The following is a 16,683-nucleotide window of genomic DNA, read 5'->3' as shown; positions in this document are numbered from 1 at the left end:
AGGTAGGGTATGCTCACGAAAGCCAACGTAAGATTTTGTCTAGATGAGATGGGGAACTTGTTTCCAGATGCCCATTGTGAACTGAGGCACGAAAATGCTTTTGAATTAACAATTGCTGTTTTATTGTCTGCACAATGTACAGATGCTCTGGTAAATAAGGTTACACTTGAATTATTCCAAAAATATAAAACACCGGAGGACTATCTGGCGGTTTCATTGGAAGAGCTGCAGCAGGATATTCGCTCAATCGGTCTTTTCCGAAACAAGGCTAAGCATATAAGAAATTTATGTCAGCGTCTGCTGGAACATTATAATGGTCAAATTCCATCTGATCATGAAGAATTAACGACTCTTCCTGGGGTAGGGAGAAAAACAGCAAATGTGGTGGTTTCTGTGGCTTTTGGGAAACCTGCCATTGCAGTGGATACGCATGTAGAAAGAGTGTCAAAAAGGCTCGGAATTTGCAGGTGGAAAGATTCCGTAATGGAAGTAGAAAAAACACTAATGAAGAAAATTCCTCAGGATGAGTGGTCTGCCTCGCATCATCGTCTGATTTTTTTCGGCAGGTACCACTGTAAAGCACAAGCTCCTAAATGTGATGAATGCCCGCTATTATCTGTATGCAGAGAAGGAAAGAAGCGGATGAAAGGGAAACTCTCAAGTGAACAATAAAATAGAATTGCAGAATCGGTATAAGAATGAACTGTTTTTTTCTGGAGATGAAATTGAACTGGCTCTGCCACTAAAAGAAGGGGGGCTTTTTCAGCCTTATTTTCAACCCGAATTTCAATGGAGTCAAACCGATCAGCGCCCGCCCTGGGAAGAAATCAATTATTGGCTCCCGTTATTAAAGGAAGAATGGGAATTAATTAATGATCGCCTGACTTCAAATTTTGATAAAAATAATCCCGCGGTCAAACAGGATATGGTGAAAGGTTTCTCCATTTTCTTTATGATGCTTTTCTGGTCAAATGGCAAACCTGTAGATGTAAACAGCTGGAAAGAATCTTCCTTGCCATTTAAAACAACTTGTTTGAATTTAATCGAAAGATTGGAATTTGCATTGAATAATGCTGACTCTTATTTTGCCCGAATTCAACTAAATGAGTTAGTTTTGGAAATTCATAAAAAAAGCGCAAAGAAACTGGCGCTGCAATCTGTTCAGAAAAAAAGCCCAAAAGAGTAGTAAAACGGTTTATTATCAAGCAGTATATAGATGAAAGCACGCAGCCAAATAATGGCTGCGTGCTTTTGATTGTTAAGTTAATTTTCGACTATTCTTCCGTAGTATTTTCGGAATTATTTTGTCCGGAATCATCTTCGGTTTCTTCTTGAATGGATTCTTCCGGCAATCCATCATCATCTGATGGTGTGCCTTCGTCTGTTTCAACAGGCTCTTCTTCATTTTCACCTTCATTTTCATCGCCTGTTTCAGCAGGCTGTTCTTCTTCAGGAGGAGCTTCTTCTTCAGGAGGAGCCTCTTCTTCAGGAGGAGCTTCTTCTTCAGGAGGAGCCTCTTCTTCAGGAGGAGCTTCTTCTTCAGGAGGGGCCTCTTCTTCAGGAGGAGTTTCTTCTTCCTCAGGCTCTTCTTCGCGTTGACCGGTTTCTATACTTACACTTGCTCCGCCGCTTCTCTGTGAGTCTGCAATTGCGACAACGTTGAAAGAGTAGCTGGAGCCCTGATCTACCTGCTCCACGGTAAGAGCAGTTTCAGCAGTTGTTGTAAGGACCTGTGACTCTCTACCGTCTATGCTATAGCTTACTTCAAATTCGACAGATCGATTATCGTCTTCTTCTTGAGAATGATCCCAAGTGAGCTGAATGGTTCCATTTTCCTCATCGTATTCAGCCTGGAGATTAGAAGGAGAAGCAAGGTCTGGTACCACGAATTCCTCTGATACGGCGGTAGGTTCAGTACCGCGGATAAATAACTCCGTCGTTTTTTCGTTACTAGGCGTGTATGTACTAGCCAGCTTCGGAGGATTCGTGCCTTTTTCAATTTCTACTTCTACTACACTGTCCGGTTTTGGAAAATCAGGTGTATCTGCATTTTCGTGAATAGACTGCATAACCGTTTTAAAAATTTCCTGAGAAGCCTGTCTTTCTTGTGACAGAAGGTAATTTTTATTATTGGTAGGATACCCAAGCCAAACGGCTGTAGTATATTGAGTTGAATAACCTGCAAACCAAGAATCCGGAGAACCCTCTTTAGGGATATTATTGTCATTTCTTATCTTCTCAGGATAATTCGTTGTACCTGATTTTCCCGCCAGCGGAAGTCCTTCAACCTTTGCTAATGGGCCTGTTCCATATGGCTCTAAAACATCCTTCAGCATATCTGTAATCATATAAGCAGTTGAATCTTTCATCACTTTATTTGATTCCGGTTCTAAATCAATTGATGAGCCATCTCTAAAATCAATAGAAGTTACTAAATGTGGTTCATTGTAAACCCCGTTGTTACCTAGAGCAGCATACGCTCCGGCCATATTCACCGTATTGGTGGCTGTACCAGAACCGATAGCGCTGCTTTCACATAATGCATCACCGCAATTCGGTTCAAAATTAAAACCTAAATTACTTAAAAAATCAGTCGCGAATTCCGGACCGGCTTCATTGTATGCTTTAATCGCGGTAATATTTCGCGAATCATATAAAGCTTCTCTCATGGTAATGGGACCTAAAAATTGACTATCATAATTTCCAGGTTCATATCCGTCATTAAATGTTGTTGGTTCATCAACAATAATTTGAGCTGTGGACCACTCCAGCTGTTCAATTGCAGGGGCATAATCAAGAAGAGGCTTGATAGTTGATCCTACTTCCTGGATATTATCAACAGCAAAGTTATACCCGCGCTGAACTTCTTCGCCGAAGTTTCTGCCACCTCCAATGGCTCGCACTGCTCCTGTTTTCGTATCAAGCACAGTTACACCAGCCTGAGACCGTTCACCATTCATATCATCGGGAAAATCGATTCCATCTCCGTTTAAAACATTTTCCACTTGAGTTTGTGCTTCAGGATCTAGAGTAGTATGGATCGTAAGCCCATCTTCAAATGGGTTAAAATCACCTTCTGCTTCCACTTCATCAATCACTGCGTCAATAAAAGCGTCATATCCTGAATCGGTTCCCGCTAATTTCTTTCTTTCATCTTCTGTCCGTTCAATAATTCCATCCATGATGTCTGTATTTACTGCCTGATTCATATCTTCTTCAGATATTTTTCCGTGATTATGCATTTGGCGTAAAACCACATCTCTTCTTTCTTTAGCAAGATCAGGGTTCGTGTATGGATTATACGCATTTGGCCGCTGTGGAATCCCGGCCAATAAAGCAGCCTGGTGGAGCTCGAGTTCATTCAGTTCAACACCGTAGTAGTAATCAGAAGCCGTTCTGATCCCATATACAAGGTCAGAATAATAAATTTTATTTACGTACATTTCAAATATTTCTTCTTTATTGTATTTTTGCTCCAGCTGATAGGCCAGCCAGGCTTCTTGGGCTTTTCGTTCAAGTGACTTTTCCGGGGTCAATACAGATTGCTTTATTACTTGCTGGGTTAGTGTACTTGCACCTTCAGCGCCAAATCCATCCGTAATATTTGCGAGTACAGCTCCAGCAAGACGAATGGCATCGACTCCCATATGGTCGTAAAATCGAACATCCTCAATTGAAAGGACGGCATTTTCGACAACAGGAGGAATGTCATCATAAGCAACAAGCTCACGATTTTCAGCCCCAATCCTGCCGATCACGTTGTTGTCCATATCGAGTAACTCAGTCGTAACCGGGTCGACAAAATCTTCTTCTTTTAGTTCAGGTGCCTTTGCAGCGTAGAAAGCAAATAAAGCTCCTCCGCCTATAAGACCTGCCATTCCAATTAAGAAAACAGCTAGAATAATCCGTTTAAAGATCGATTTTTTGCCTTTTTTTGATTTCTTATTTCTATTTTTAGCAGAGGCCTTTTGAGCCTTTCTTTTTTCTTCTCTTGATGAGTAATCTGCCATAATGCCGTTCCTCTCTTTCAAAAAGTCCTGTCATCTGCAGCAGGGCACAGATGATCAATAATTTTAAGGTAATCAATTCTCGGTTGCAAGCTTAAGGTTATTTTGTATCCATCCTGCATAATTTCATTTTTAGTCATTGATTTACGTCCGCCGCTTTTCATGCGATCCCAATATTTTCTCAGCGGAGAATAAGGAAGTAAAAAAATTTCCTCAGAAGATGAAAATCGAATAATGACAAAAGCAATTCCTTTATGGTCTATAACCTGCTGCATATGTGCAAGCTGATGCTCATGGAAATTTTGCAAGGGAAATGAATTTTTGTTGCGCGTTTCCTTCGCCTCAAAGTCAATATAAAATCCTCTGTACACTCCATTGTAATCTGTAGTGGAAGCCTGTTTAAAGTAGGCCTCTTTAATAACAGCAGCACTTCTTTTAGGATAATCTACATTTACAATTTGCACCGGAGTGGGTTTTTTATGAATGACAGCTTTACCTGAGGCTAGATAAAACTGATTTGTTTCATTTAAATCCTCCTCTAAAGTCATTCCCCTTTTCCCATAGGAAATAGACGGCTGATTCTCTTTTTTTATGCTCGGCTGCGTTTTTTCTTTTGGAAAAATAAATTTTTTTCCGTTTGGATAATGAAATGCCATCTTAAACACCTCTCCTGACCATCATAACAGAAACATGAAAAACGGGCATTCATGATTCAATGGAGCTTTCATCGATGCAATTTCATAAACCACATATAGTAGACGTAATCTGGATAGAAAGGTTTCATTTTACCTTGAAAATTTGTCTGATACAATGTATGTAGTCATTTCGTTGAAGGAGCTTATGCTATGAAAGAAAATAATACTTTATACAACCTCACTCTTGAACTGCTAAAGATCGTTCGATCAGCTGAGGAAGAGTACGATAATAGAAGAGAGACTGATTTAAAGGGAGATTTCTGGAAGGAAGTGAAGCCTTTTGCAGATAACGCTCACTCCCTTTCTAAGGATTGGGGTGAGGCTGCCGCTGCTTTTTTGCATAAACAGCCTCAAAAAAATCTTCATCCTAATCAAATAAAAGCTACTGTTGAAAATGTTGAACTCTTAACCGTTCAGTGTTTTTTTCCCGCCACAAGCTATAATCGATTTAAAAGTTATATTCAATCGAGCTTTTATGTCATCGAGCAGGTAAGAGTAATTTTAGAAGAATAGATAGCACCTGAATAACTAGAGTGGAATAAGCTAATTTAAAAGGGTGATTATAGATGTATAGAGCATATTATCAAAGTTTTCCTGTTCATCCCCCTGTCCCTGGAGGCTATCCGTACTATGGAAGGCCGGTTATGATTTCCCCAGGTCAGATGCCTCCTGTTCCTCCTCATTGGGGATACGGGCCGCAAATGCCGCTGCCTGTTCAAAGACCTGTCAGCATGCCGCTGCCGATGCCGCAGTCCATACATGTCCCCCAGCAGCAAGCGCAGCCTGAGCCATACATGCAAGATCCATACAACCCTTACTCTAACCAGCAGCCAAAACCTCAATCATCTTGGTTTGAAGTGTTTAAAACTGAAAAAGGCAATGTTGATGTGAATAAAGTTATGTCAACTGCAGGCCAGATGATGAGTACAGCTCAACAATTTGGATCTCTAGTTAAGGGGATCGGATCTATTTTTCCTAAAGTTTAAATGACCGCCAGTTGTGAACCAGCTGGCGGTTTTCTTTTGCAGAAAATGAATATTTAAAGTCTAATGGATTTATAAGGAACATTCGTATACGTTGTCATAAGGAATGTATGTTCGATATAATAAAAGAAAGAGGTGATCGAATGAGAAAAAAATCATTAGCAGATCTGGTTGACTATTTTAAAACGGATGAAAACGTTCAACAGCAGATTGTTAAATGGCATACTATTGAGCCCGTTAAAGCAGCATACTCAAGGATCCCTGAATCTGTTCATCCTAAATTGGTACAAGCACTTCAAGCAAAAGGGATAGGGGAGCTGTACAGTCACCAGGAAGAAGCCTATAAAAATGTTATGGAGGGGTTTTCTGTTACGGCGATCACGCCTACCGCATCAGGAAAAACCTTGTGCTATAATCTTCCGGTTGTACAGACAATCCTCCAAAATTCCTCCGCCAGGGCTCTTTATTTGTTTCCAACGAAAGCACTTGCCCAGGATCAGAAAACAGAATTAAATGAATGGCTGGATTTAGCAGACGCTTCGATTAATTGCTATACCTATGATGGGGATACCCCGGCTGCTATCAGACAAAAGGTTCGAAAAGCAGGGCAAATTGTTATAACGAATCCGGATATGCTTCATTCAGCCATTCTTCCTCACCATACAAAGTGGGTGTCATTATTTGAGAACCTGCAGTATATTGTCCTGGATGAACTTCATATTTACAGAGGGGTTTTTGGCAGTCACGTAGCAAATGTCATACGAAGGCTAAAACGAATTTGTGAATTTTACGGCAGCTCACCTCAATTTATCTGTACATCAGCTACCATCGCTAACCCAAAAGAACTCGCTGAAGGATTGACTGGCGAAGAAATGAAGTTAATTAGCAAAAATGGTGCGCCTTCTGCTAAAAAGCATTTTGTTTTTTACAACCCGCCAATCGTAAACCAGCAATTAAATATTAGAAGAAGCGCTACATTGGAAGTAAGAAAACTGGCCGGGATCTTACTGAAGCAAAAAATTCAGACGATCATCTTCGCTAAAAGTCGTGTACGGGTAGAAATTATTCTTTCTTACTTGCAGGAGCTGGTTATTAATGAACTTGGTCCGAAATCGATTCAGGGTTACCGGGGAGGCTACTTGCCGACTCAAAGAAGAGAAATTGAAAAAGGTCTTAGAAATGGAGATATCTACGGGGTTGTCAGTACCAATGCATTAGAACTGGGAGTGGATATCGGTCAGCTCCAGGCTTGTATTATGACAGGTTACCCAGGAACGATAGCGAGCGCTTGGCAGCAGGCGGGAAGAGCTGGGCGGCGGCAGGGAGAAGCACTTATATTGATGGTTGCAAGTTCAAGTCCGCTTGATCAATATGTTATTAAACACCCGGAATACTTTTTGGAAACCTCACCAGAAACAGCGCGGATCAATCCCGATAATTTGGTTATTCTGCTGGATCACTTAAAATGTGCCGCATTTGAGCTTCCGTTTACATTAGGCGAATCTTTTGGTGAGCATGACCTGGAGGAACTGCTGGACTATTTAGTTGATGAAAGGGTTCTTCACCGTTCCAGTAATAAATGGTACTGGATGAATGATGCATTTCCTGCTCATAATATCAGTCTTCGTTCAGCTTCTCAGGAAAATGTGATCATTATTGATCAAACTGAACGTGCGCACTCAAAAGTAATTGGAGAAATGGACCGTTTCAGCGCGATGACGCTGCTGCACGACGAAGCTATTTATCTTCATCAGGGCATTCAGTTCCAAGTAGAATACCTGGATTGGGATGAAAAGAAAGCGTATGTGCGTGAAGTAGATATAGATTATTTTACAGATGCAAATCTTGCGGTGAGTTTAGCTGTTCTTGAAGAGGATAAGTCTAAGGAAACAGAACAGGCAATTGTCTCGTTTGGAGATGTTTCTGTAAGAGCGATGGCCACCATTTTTAAGAAAATCAAATTTGACACACATGAAAATATTGGTTCAGGACCGATCCATCTACCAGAAGAAGAGCTGCATACGAGTTCAACGTGGTTTACGTTGAAGGCAGAATTGCATGAACTAACTGAAGACCGTATTGAGCAGGGGCTGATAGGGGCAGCTCATGCTATGCAGTCCATCATCCCTCTTCATGTCATGTGTGATCCGCAGGATATTCAAATCGTCCCTCAGGTGAAGGCTACGCATAATCAATTGCCGACATTATTTGTTTATGACCGTTATCCAGGCGGCATAGGATTAAGTGAGAATGTTTTCAAAATCGGATCCACCATTATGAACGAGGCCTCAGAAATGATTAAAAGCTGTCACTGCTCGGTAGGCTGTCCATCTTGTATAGGAACCGATCCGCAAGGGATTGAGGCCAAAAGTGATACGATTAAGCTGATCAATCTATTTTTTACTGCTATAGAAGGTGAAAATGATGAGTCTAAAAAATAAACTTAAACGGATGAAAGCCCATTTATCTGATAAAGACACGGAGCAGGAAAACAACAATCAAAAAACGGATGATAGCCCAAATAACAGCGAAGCCATTCCTTACATGAGTATGTGGGAAGAAAATCACGTACGTCCTTATTGGGTGGACCAGGAATATTGTCTTATCCGGGAAGTCCGATATCCATTGACCTTTAAACAGGGCAGATATGAATTAGGGGAGTGTAAAAGAGCTGTACAGGCATGGGAAAATAGCAGTTTCAACCATCCCCTTTCAACAAAAGGGCACTCAATTGACGACCTTTTTTTCTTTGATACGGAAACGACGGGTCTGCGTGGAGTAGGGAGCACAATCTTTATGCTGGGCTATGCTCAATTTACTCATGATGAAGTCATAGTTAAACAGCATATATTAACTCATCCCGGCTATGAAGTGCCGCTTTATATGAGCTTTTTAGAGAATGTGGATTATTCCACGCTTGTCACATACAATGGCAAATCCTTTGACTGGCCTCAGGTTAAAAGCCGGCACACACTAATTCGCGACCATGTACCAAAACTTCCCGAAACCGGTCACTTTGATTTATATCATGCGTCCCGCCGTTTATGGAAGCATAAAATGGAATCTGTGAAGCTGACTGAAGTAGAAAAGCATATCTTAAAGTTTGAACGAAAAGACGATCTTCCCGGGTACTTGGCTCCTGCGATTTATTTTGATTTTGTGGAGCGAAAACACCCCGAAGGAATTATTAAAGTACTCGATCATAATGAAAAAGATATCTTATCTTTGATTTCACTTTATACTCATGTTACATTTCAGCTGTTGGGGCAGGATTCAGAGCAGACAAGTGATGAAAAAGTAGAAGCGGGAAAGTGGTATAAAGCTGCTGGAAACCATACAGCATCCGGATCTCTTTTGGAACAAGCTTATTCTGACGATTTGCACAATCACTCAGCAGCTCATTCGTTAGCCTTTTTCTTAAAAAGAAGGGGAGATATTCAACGGTCGGCAAATCTGTGGCTGAAGGTTTGTGAAAATGGAAGCGCAAGAGAAAAGAGGGAAGCAGCGATTGAGCTTGCAAAGTATTATGAACATCAGGATAAAAATACTGCAGCAGCCATTCAGTATACTCAAAAAGCTAGGGAGGCTCTTTTAGAAGATGAGAACCTTAAACCATCTGCTCGAAAAAATGAAATGGCTAAAATTCATCACCGCCTGCAGAGACTAAACCGGAAATAATCGTAAACAGATGCCGGAAATAATGTGATTTATTTTCTCATCATTTCCCGGGCAAGCGCAAAATTCCTATACTTTCGCTAAATTATACACCGTCTGAAACGACAAGATTGGTAGCCATTTTTGATTAATCGACAAATTCATAGTCTTATTTCAAGAGAAAGTTCACAAAACGTTCAAATTAATTCGAATCAAATCAGGTTGAGCCAGCGTCTAAACAATTGTAATATAAATGTATAGAACTTAATGGGGTTGAAATTATGAGAAGATTCATTTTAGTTTTGTTTTTCTTGCTAATCGGAGTAACAGCATTTGTTTTTTCAACAATTGGGGATCAATTAACAACTTTGCAATAAATGAGCGTTTCGCTTAGGTCAAGAACACCTAACCCTTCATATTCTAAAGGAACGAAGGTTATTTTAGGATAACCAGGGAAGGGGGAGCAAACGTGCATTGTAGAAGAAGAATTTGTCCGCCAATCGTACATCCGACTATGTGCTGTACGAATCATTCGACGGAAATAATTGAAGTTCCGCATATTCATCCGATTCAAATTACAAATGTTAATCATCAAGTCTATCAGCATAAGCACTATTTCCCGCAGACAATGAACGCAGAACAAACAGTATCTAACCAGCAGTTCATGTGTAACAGACCTTTCTAAGGTCGATTTAGTCTAGAACTAACAGCGACTGGTTATCATACCAGTCGCTTTTATCGTTCTAACTCTTAGTACAAAGGATGATTAGATTTGAGAATCTTAACAATTTCAGGATATAAATCGCATGAGATTGGGATTTACAAGCAATCAGATCCTGCTGTGAGCATTATTAAAAAAGCATTAAAACAGCAAATTTTGGCTAATATTGAGGAAGGCCTTGAGTGGATATTGGTGTCCGGTCAGCTTGGTGTCGAAATGTGGGCTGCAGAGGTTGTCATCGAACTAAAGGAGCAATACCCGGAATTAAAGCTGGCCATTCTCACTGCTTTTGAACAGCATGAAGAAAAGTGGAACGAAAGCAACCAGGAAATGTATCAGCAGATTGTGCTGAATGCCGACTTTGTTGATTCGATATCTAAAAAGCCCTATCAAAATCCTCAGCAGCTACGAAACAAAAACCTGTTTCATTTATCTAAATCAGATGGTTTATTAATTATTTATGATGATGAAAATGAAGGTTCTCCTAAATTTTTATGGGAGATGGCAAAGGAATGGAGCAAAAAAGAGGATTATAGCCTGACACAAATAAACTTCCAGGACCTTCAATGGCTGGTGGAAGAAAGCCAAATGGATGATGATTGATCGATTGCCGATTGACATTTCATGCTCTATTTGAAAAAATGAAGGTAGCGTATTAGATAGCAGAGGTGAGAGACATGAAAGAAAATATTGCTCAGCTTACAGCAAAGGAAATATTGGAGCGGGAATTTAAAACAGCTATGAGAGGCTATAAGCCGGAAGAAGTTGATGCGTTTCTTGATCAGATCATTAAAGACTATGAAGCTTTTCATGAAAGAATTGAGGCACTTGAAAACGAAAATACCCGTTTAAAGCAGCAATCAGCAGAAACACCAAAGCGTTCCACTGTTCAGCCACAGGCCCCTAACACAGGAACAACAAATTTTGATATTTTAAAACGGCTTTCCAATCTTGAAAAAGAAGTTTTCGGCAGAAAATTGTACGAAGATCAATAGGATACATACATGACGGATAATCTTGTTATTTTCTAAAATAACTTGCGATCCGTTTTTTTATCATGTATAATTAAATCTTGGCGAATCGATCATGATGTTCGGGCAATTGCTGTAGCGTTTGCTATAGAGGAAAGTCCATGCTCACACGGTGCTGAGATGCCTGTAGTGTTCGTGCCTCGCGAAAAAATAAGCGGGGGCATTCCGGTCAATCCGGTTTGACGGCAGAGACGGTACCTAAGTTCTGATGAATATGGTATGCATCTCTTGAAAGTGCCACAGTGACGTAGTTTTATCAGAAATGATAAAAGTGGAACGAGGTAAACCCCACGAGTGAGAAACTCAAACTATGGTAGGGGCACTTTCCCTGAGGAAATGAACAAAGGGAAGGATCAGCTTTTGGCTGATAGATAGATGATTGCCACCTGTGTACGAGCGCTATTGCGTGCTTGAAGTACAAGGGAACAAAACATGGCTTACAGATCATCATGATTGGTTGCACCAAATTAGAACGTAACCTTAGACATTTCAAGGGCATGACCATTCATTAGGATGCGGGTCTGCCCTTTTTTTAATGATAGAGCAATATTTCAGTTAAATCTGCATGAATGAATAAGAATTTTTAATTTGAAGTTTATATAGAGGGTGACTAAATGACAATGTACAAATTAATTGCTACAGCTGCTATGGGTCTCGAGGCCATTGTGGCGAAAGAAGTTCAGCAGCTCGGATACAAAACGACAGTGGAGAACGGCAAAATTATGTATGAAGGGGATGAAGAAGCGATCGTCCGCTCAAACATGTGGCTGCGAACGGCAGATCGAGTCAAGATTGTAATGGGTGAATTCAACGTTTATTCATTTGATCAGCTTTTTGAACAGACGAAAGCTCTGCCGTGGGACTCACTGCTGCCGGTTGATGCAGCATTTCCTGTTTCGGGAAAATCGATAAAATCTCAATTATACAGTGTGCCGGACTGCCAGGCTATTGTGAAAAAAGCGATTGTAGAAAAGTTAAAGTATTCTTATAAGCGAAATAGCTTCTTAGATGAATCAGGGCCAACATACAAGATTGAAGTTGCAATCCGCAATGACGTAGCAACATTAACCATTGACACAAGCGGCGCGGGACTTCATAAGAGGGGATACCGCGTCGGGCAAGGGGAAGCGCCGCTTAAGGAAACAATGGCTGCAGCGCTCGTCCAACTGACTAATTGGAGACCTGACCGCCCTTTTCATGATCCTTTTTGCGGTTCTGGTACGATTGCGATTGAAGCTGCACTGATCGGGCAGAATATAGCACCTGGTTTCAACAGAGACTTTATTTCTGAAGAATGGCCAATCATTAAAAAAGATTTATGGGAAAAAGTCAGGCAGGAAGCTGAATCCGCTGCAAACTACGATCAGCCGCTTGAAATCTATGCTACGGATATTGACCATAAAATGGTTGAAATCGCAAAAGAAAATGCAATTGAAGCAGGTCTTGGAGAGCTGATTCAATTTAAGCAAATGCAAGTAAAAGATTTCACAGCTGCTCATGATTACGGTGTTATTGTGGGGAATCCTCCATATGGTGAGCGTATTGGCGAGGAAGAAGCGGTAGAAACGATGTATAGAGAGATGGGAGAAGCATTTGAACAATTTCCGACCTGGTCTAAATATATTATTACTTCTCATCCTTCTTTTGAAAACCTGTACGGAAAGCCAGCGACGAAAAAGCGAAAACTGTTTAACGGGTTTATTCGAACGGATTATTATCAGTACTGGGGAACCAGACCGCCGAGAAAAGATTCATAAACTATAGATCAATCAGAAATGACATGCTGATAAAGTGCATGTCTTTCTTGCTGTTTTAAAGACGTGGATAGATATAGAAAGGGGAACGCGAAGTTGACTACTAAATCATTGCCTTTTCCGCTTACGAGTGACCAATCTTTTTACGAGGCCTTAGGGGACTGGATTGGGGACGTATTTTATGATATTTTACCCGAAAAAGGTCTTGAATTACGCGATGAACAAATTTTTATGGCTTTTCAGATGGAGCAGGCATTTAAAAAGAAATCGATTATGTTCGCAGAAGCGGGTGTGGGAACGGGTAAAACGTTAGCTTACCTGCTCTACACAATCCCTTACGCAAGGTACACGGGCAAGCCGGCCATCATAGCATGTTCTGATGAAACATTAATCGAGCAGCTGGTTAAAAAAACAGGCGATATTCAAAAACTCGAGGATCTTCTCGGTCTTTCTATAGATGTCAGACTTGCAAAGTCAAGAGAACAATATTTATGCTTGAAAAAATTAGATAAAACAACAGCTAAAAGTGAAGACGAAGACTTGGATGAAGTTTATGAGCAAATACCGGAGTTTGTATATGGCAAAGGTTCAATGACTTCCTTTTATCCATATGGAGATCGAAAAGAATTTCCATACTTGGACGATGACCAATGGAAGCAAATCAACTGGGACTCCCTGCAAGATTGCTTATCATGCGATGTACGCCACCGATGTGGGCAAACCTTAAACCGTGAGCACTACCGCTCTGCAGGAGATTTAATCATTTGTTCTCATGACTTTTATATGGAGCATATTTGGACAAAGGAAGCCAGAAAAAGAGAGGGTCAATTGCCCCTTCTTCCAGAAGCCAGTGCAGTTGTATTTGATGAAGGTCATTTGCTGGAATTCGCCGCCCAAAAAGCACTTACGTACCGGACATCTCTTTCCAATCTGTCTATTATTCTGGATAAATTAACAAGCAATGATATCAGGGAAAAGACGCTTTATTTAATAGAACGGATTGTGGAGCAGCATGATGAATGGTTTGCTTCAATAAGCAAGCATGCGGATCATGAAACGACCTCTGAACGGCGCGCCATTGTAAGACACGAAGAAGTATTAACTTATTCAAAAAAGCTTAAGGAAAGCATTGACCAGCTCCTCGAAGAGCTTGTGTTTGAATCCGAGCTCTATATGATTGATGAGTACGATTTGAAGATTGTCGAAGAGTATCTTGAGCAAGTCCTATTCTCTCTTAAGTTATTAGTGGAAGATGACGGAGCGATCATTTGGCTTGAAGAAGATGCAGATGATGAGACACTGGTGATTATGCCAAGACTGGTAGAGGATATATTGAGGGAAGAAGTCTTTTCGAAGAAAATCCCGACAATTTTTTCTTCTGCGACTCTGTCAATAAAAGAAGATTTCTCGTATCTTGCCAATAGTTTGGGCATTGATCAATACGATTCATTCAGTGTGTCCTCACCATTTGATTACAGCAATGCCATGAGTGTTGAGATTCATTTTATTGATGAATTTGAAAAAGGCCAAAAGCAAGTGCAATTGCTGGGCAGCCATGACGAGGGAAGTCTGATTTTATTTAACGCAAAAGAAGATCAGGATCTTTACCGCTATGGTTACGCACCAGAGCTTGGACAGGATATCCATTTGTATTATGAAGGGGATGAGGAGATAAGCACCCTTGTTGAGAAATTTCAACATGATCACTCAAGTGTCTTGTCTTCCTATCATCTTTGGGAAGGGCTTGATATCCCTGGCAGCAGCCTTAGCCAGGTTATTATCGATTCATTGCCTTTCCCCCCGCAGGATCCTGTGTTTGAAGCCAAGAGGAATCATTCATCAGATCCCGTCAATGAAGTCGATCTGCCTTATATGCTTTTAAGATTGCAGCAGGGGATTGGACGATTAATCAGAACATCTTCTGACAAAGGAGAAGTTCACTTATTTTTGTGCGATGAAGATCAAAAGTGGTTAAATGAAATCGAACAAATACTGCCCGTTAAACCTGTGATCAATAAAGGGCAGTCAAGGATCAACAGAGATTAAAATCCTTTTACCAAACGATTATAGCTGAGGCTGGGACATGACTGAAAAAAGATAAACATAACGCAGTAAGCATCGTTAATATGAGATGATTAGATGAGCAGAAAGAACAGGCCAAAGAGTTTGAGACAGATAGTTGTCTCAAGCTCCTTTTTTTTACAGATGCATTAATCTTTTGAAAAAATAACAGCAGAATCAGCACTCTGGCGATAAGATGGAAAAATGTTCACCTTCAATTCTGAAAAATATGATAAAATAGTTCGGTACGATAGAAAAAGGGGGAAGATCATGAATACAATAAAGCTAGAGAAAGAATTTCTTACATATGTAAATAAAATGCAGGCATACGATGAAGCGCTTGGATTAATCTTTTGGGACCTTCGAACAGGGGCTCCAAAAAAAGCAGTAGATCAGCGTTCACAAGTAATTGGCACGTTATCGAGTGAGTTGTTTGATTTATCTACATCAGATGAAATGGCTTCTTTTATTGCAGGATTGTCCTCACATAAAGAAGAGTTAAGCGAAATTACAGTTAAAACATTAGAAGAATGCCAGCAGGAGTATGAAAGAAATAAAAAAATTCCCGCTGAAGAATTCAGAGAATATGTAATCCTACAATCAAAAGCTGAGAGTGTATGGGAAGAAGCAAGAGAGAAATCTGATTTTTCTTTATTCCAACCTTATTTGGAAAAACTCGTTGAATCAAACAGGAGATTCGTTCAATACTGGGGATCTGAAGGAAACCCTTACAACACCCTCTTGGATCGCTTTGAGCCTGGCGTTACTGTTGAGATCCTGGACCGGGTATTTGCGCAAGTCAGAGAGGCAGTCGTTCCTCTTGTGAAAGAAATTGGGGAATCACCAAATAAACCGGACACTTCCTTTATCTTTACCCATTTCCCCAAACAAGCTCAAAAAAAATTCAGCTTGAAAATGCTAGAAGAGATTGGCTATGACTTTGAGGCAGGCCGTCTTGATGAAGCAGTTCACCCATTTGCGACAGGTTTAAATCCGGGGGACGTAAGAGTGACAACAAGGTATGATGAGAATGATTTTCGCAGCGCTATATTTGGAACGATCCATGAGTGTGGTCATGCATTATATGAACAGAATATTAGTGAAGACTTAATCGGTACACCCCTTTGCAGCGGGACATCAATGGGGATACATGAGTCTCAATCTTTGTTCTTTGAAAACTTTGTAGGAAGGCAGCCGGCATTTTGGAGCCGTTATTATGATACGTTAAAAGAACACGCTGATGGTCAATTTGATCACATTCCACTAAACGAGTTTGTCCGCTCCATTAATGAATCCAAGCCATCGCTTATTCGAGTAGATGCAGATGAATTAACGTATACACTTCATATTATGATCCGGTATGAAATCGAAAAAGGGCTGATTAATGGGGAAATGAAAGTTGAAAACCTCCCTGAGATCTGGAGATCAAAGTATCAGGAATATCTTGGTGTCACGCCGGAGAATGACGCAGAAGGAGTCCTGCAGGATGTACACTGGTCAGGAGGAGCGTTCGGATACTTTCCTTCTTATGCACTGGGATACATGTATGCAGCTCAGTTCAAACATGCAATGGACAAAGACCTTCCGAATTTCGATGAATTACTTTCACAAGGCAATATTGCACCAATAAAAGACTGGATGATCACCCATGTCCACCAGTACGGTAAAATGAAGAAACCATTGGAAATTATAAAGGAAACAACCGGTGAAGGATTGAACGCACAGTATCTCATAGACTATCTGACTGAAAAATATACGAAGATTTACTCATTATAGA

14 protein-coding genes and 1 other RNA gene are annotated in these 16,683 nt (G+C 40.6%); 13 read left to right on the top strand and 2 right to left on the bottom strand.

Translation table 11 applies throughout. The features are described from left to right. Window positions 1–9 precede the first annotated feature (9 nt). Window positions 10–672: an endonuclease III gene (gene nth, locus KR50_RS10435; RefSeq protein WP_041057964.1), complete on the top strand. Its 663-nt coding sequence runs from the start codon at window positions 10–12 to the stop codon at window positions 670–672. Further along, on the top strand, window positions 662–1,186 hold the full coding sequence (locus KR50_RS17965; protein WP_052476964.1) for a YpoC family protein: 525 nt from the start codon (window positions 662–664) through the stop codon (window positions 1,184–1,186). The genes nth and KR50_RS17965 overlap by 11 nt, the downstream gene beginning before the upstream one ends. Before the next feature lie 88 nt (window positions 1,187–1,274). Here the strand turns inward: KR50_RS17965 and KR50_RS10425 are convergent, their stop codons facing one another. Both KR50_RS10425 and recU read right to left on the bottom strand, forming a co-directional pair. Further along, complete coding sequence (locus KR50_RS10425; RefSeq protein WP_052476962.1) at window positions 1,275–4,010, bottom strand: transglycosylase domain-containing protein; 2,736 nt, start codon at window positions 4,008–4,010, stop codon at window positions 1,275–1,277. 17 nt (window positions 4,011–4,027) lie between these two features. Next, window positions 4,028–4,663, bottom strand: a complete 636-nt coding sequence (gene recU, locus KR50_RS10420; protein WP_041057962.1) for a Holliday junction resolvase RecU — start codon at window positions 4,661–4,663, stop codon at window positions 4,028–4,030. A gap of 189 nt (window positions 4,664–4,852) precedes the next feature. Between recU and KR50_RS10415 the strand changes: the two genes are divergently transcribed. The 11 genes from KR50_RS10415 to KR50_RS10375 all read left to right on the top strand — a co-directional run bounded on the left by KR50_RS10415 (window position 4,853) and on the right by KR50_RS10375 (window position 16,682). Further along, on the top strand, window positions 4,853–5,215 hold the full coding sequence (locus KR50_RS10415; RefSeq protein WP_041057960.1) for a DUF1798 family protein: 363 nt from the start codon (window positions 4,853–4,855) through the stop codon (window positions 5,213–5,215). 53 nt (window positions 5,216–5,268) lie between these two features. Beyond that, window positions 5,269–5,688 carry a YppG family protein gene (locus KR50_RS17960; RefSeq protein ID WP_052476960.1) on the top strand — a complete coding sequence of 140 codons (420 nt, stop codon included), beginning with the start codon at window positions 5,269–5,271 and terminating at the stop codon, window positions 5,686–5,688. A 140-nt stretch (window positions 5,689–5,828) separates the two neighbouring features. Further along, on the top strand, window positions 5,829–8,126 hold the full coding sequence (locus tag KR50_RS10405) for a DEAD/DEAH box helicase (RefSeq protein WP_041057958.1): 2,298 nt from the start codon (window positions 5,829–5,831) through the stop codon (window positions 8,124–8,126). Beyond that, the gene (locus tag KR50_RS10400; protein ID WP_041057956.1) at window positions 8,110–9,363 is read left to right on the top strand and encodes a ribonuclease H-like domain-containing protein; all 1,254 of its coding nucleotides are present in this window, start codon (window positions 8,110–8,112) and stop codon (window positions 9,361–9,363) included. The genes KR50_RS10405 and KR50_RS10400 overlap by 17 nt, the downstream gene beginning before the upstream one ends. 445 nt (window positions 9,364–9,808) lie before the next feature. After that, complete coding sequence (locus tag KR50_RS18270; protein WP_084215552.1) at window positions 9,809–10,024, top strand: CotD family spore coat protein; 216 nt, start codon at window positions 9,809–9,811, stop codon at window positions 10,022–10,024. A gap of 87 nt (window positions 10,025–10,111) precedes the next feature. Continuing rightward, window positions 10,112–10,663: a DUF1273 domain-containing protein gene (locus tag KR50_RS10395; RefSeq protein ID WP_041057955.1), complete on the top strand. Its 552-nt coding sequence runs from the start codon at window positions 10,112–10,114 to the stop codon at window positions 10,661–10,663. 74 nt (window positions 10,664–10,737) lie between these two features. Next, window positions 10,738–11,055 carry a cell division regulator GpsB gene (gpsB, locus tag KR50_RS10390; protein ID WP_041057953.1) on the top strand — a complete coding sequence of 106 codons (318 nt, stop codon included), beginning with the start codon at window positions 10,738–10,740 and terminating at the stop codon, window positions 11,053–11,055. Between the two features lie 94 nt (window positions 11,056–11,149). Further along, window positions 11,150–11,536, top strand: an RNA gene (rnpB, locus tag KR50_RS18265) — RNase P RNA component class B. A 169-nt stretch (window positions 11,537–11,705) separates the two neighbouring features. Next, complete coding sequence (locus KR50_RS10385; protein ID WP_041057951.1) at window positions 11,706–12,848, top strand: THUMP domain-containing class I SAM-dependent RNA methyltransferase; 1,143 nt, start codon at window positions 11,706–11,708, stop codon at window positions 12,846–12,848. 93 nt (window positions 12,849–12,941) lie between these two features. Beyond that, window positions 12,942–14,891: an ATP-dependent DNA helicase gene (locus tag KR50_RS10380; protein ID WP_041057950.1), complete on the top strand. Its 1,950-nt coding sequence runs from the start codon at window positions 12,942–12,944 to the stop codon at window positions 14,889–14,891. Between the two features lie 285 nt (window positions 14,892–15,176). Further along, window positions 15,177–16,682 (top strand): carboxypeptidase M32, encoded by a 1,506-nt coding sequence (locus KR50_RS10375; protein WP_041057948.1) that lies wholly within the window; start codon window positions 15,177–15,179, stop codon window positions 16,680–16,682. Window position 16,683: the final 1 nt, after the last annotated feature.

The organism is Jeotgalibacillus campisalis (assembly GCF_000829515.1).
Taxonomy (GTDB): Bacteria; Bacillota; Bacilli; order Bacillales; family Jeotgalibacillaceae; genus Jeotgalibacillus; species Jeotgalibacillus campisalis.
The sequence above is the reverse complement of the archived record's forward strand: the minus strand, read 5'-3'. Positions and strand labels throughout refer to the sequence as shown.

Coding starts and splice junctions, on each gene's coding strand:
- KR50_RS10405 (WP_041057958.1), top strand. CDS start 5,829: ATGAGAAAAAAATCATTAGCAGATCTGGTTGACTATTTTAAAACGGAT.
- nth (WP_041057964.1), top strand. CDS start 10: ATGCTCACGAAAGCCAACGTAAGATTTTGTCTAGATGAGATGGGGAAC.
- recU (WP_041057962.1), bottom strand. CDS start 4,663: ATGGCATTTCATTATCCAAACGGAAAAAAATTTATTTTTCCAAAAGAA.
- KR50_RS17960 (WP_052476960.1), top strand. CDS start 5,269: ATGTATAGAGCATATTATCAAAGTTTTCCTGTTCATCCCCCTGTCCCT.
- KR50_RS10425 (WP_052476962.1), bottom strand. CDS start 4,010: ATGGCAGATTACTCATCAAGAGAAGAAAAAAGAAAGGCTCAAAAGGCC.
- KR50_RS10385 (WP_041057951.1), top strand. CDS start 11,706: ATGACAATGTACAAATTAATTGCTACAGCTGCTATGGGTCTCGAGGCC.
- gpsB (WP_041057953.1), top strand. CDS start 10,738: ATGAAAGAAAATATTGCTCAGCTTACAGCAAAGGAAATATTGGAGCGG.
- KR50_RS10400 (WP_041057956.1), top strand. CDS start 8,110: ATGAGTCTAAAAAATAAACTTAAACGGATGAAAGCCCATTTATCTGAT.
- KR50_RS10375 (WP_041057948.1), top strand. CDS start 15,177: ATGAATACAATAAAGCTAGAGAAAGAATTTCTTACATATGTAAATAAA.
- KR50_RS10415 (WP_041057960.1), top strand. CDS start 4,853: ATGAAAGAAAATAATACTTTATACAACCTCACTCTTGAACTGCTAAAG.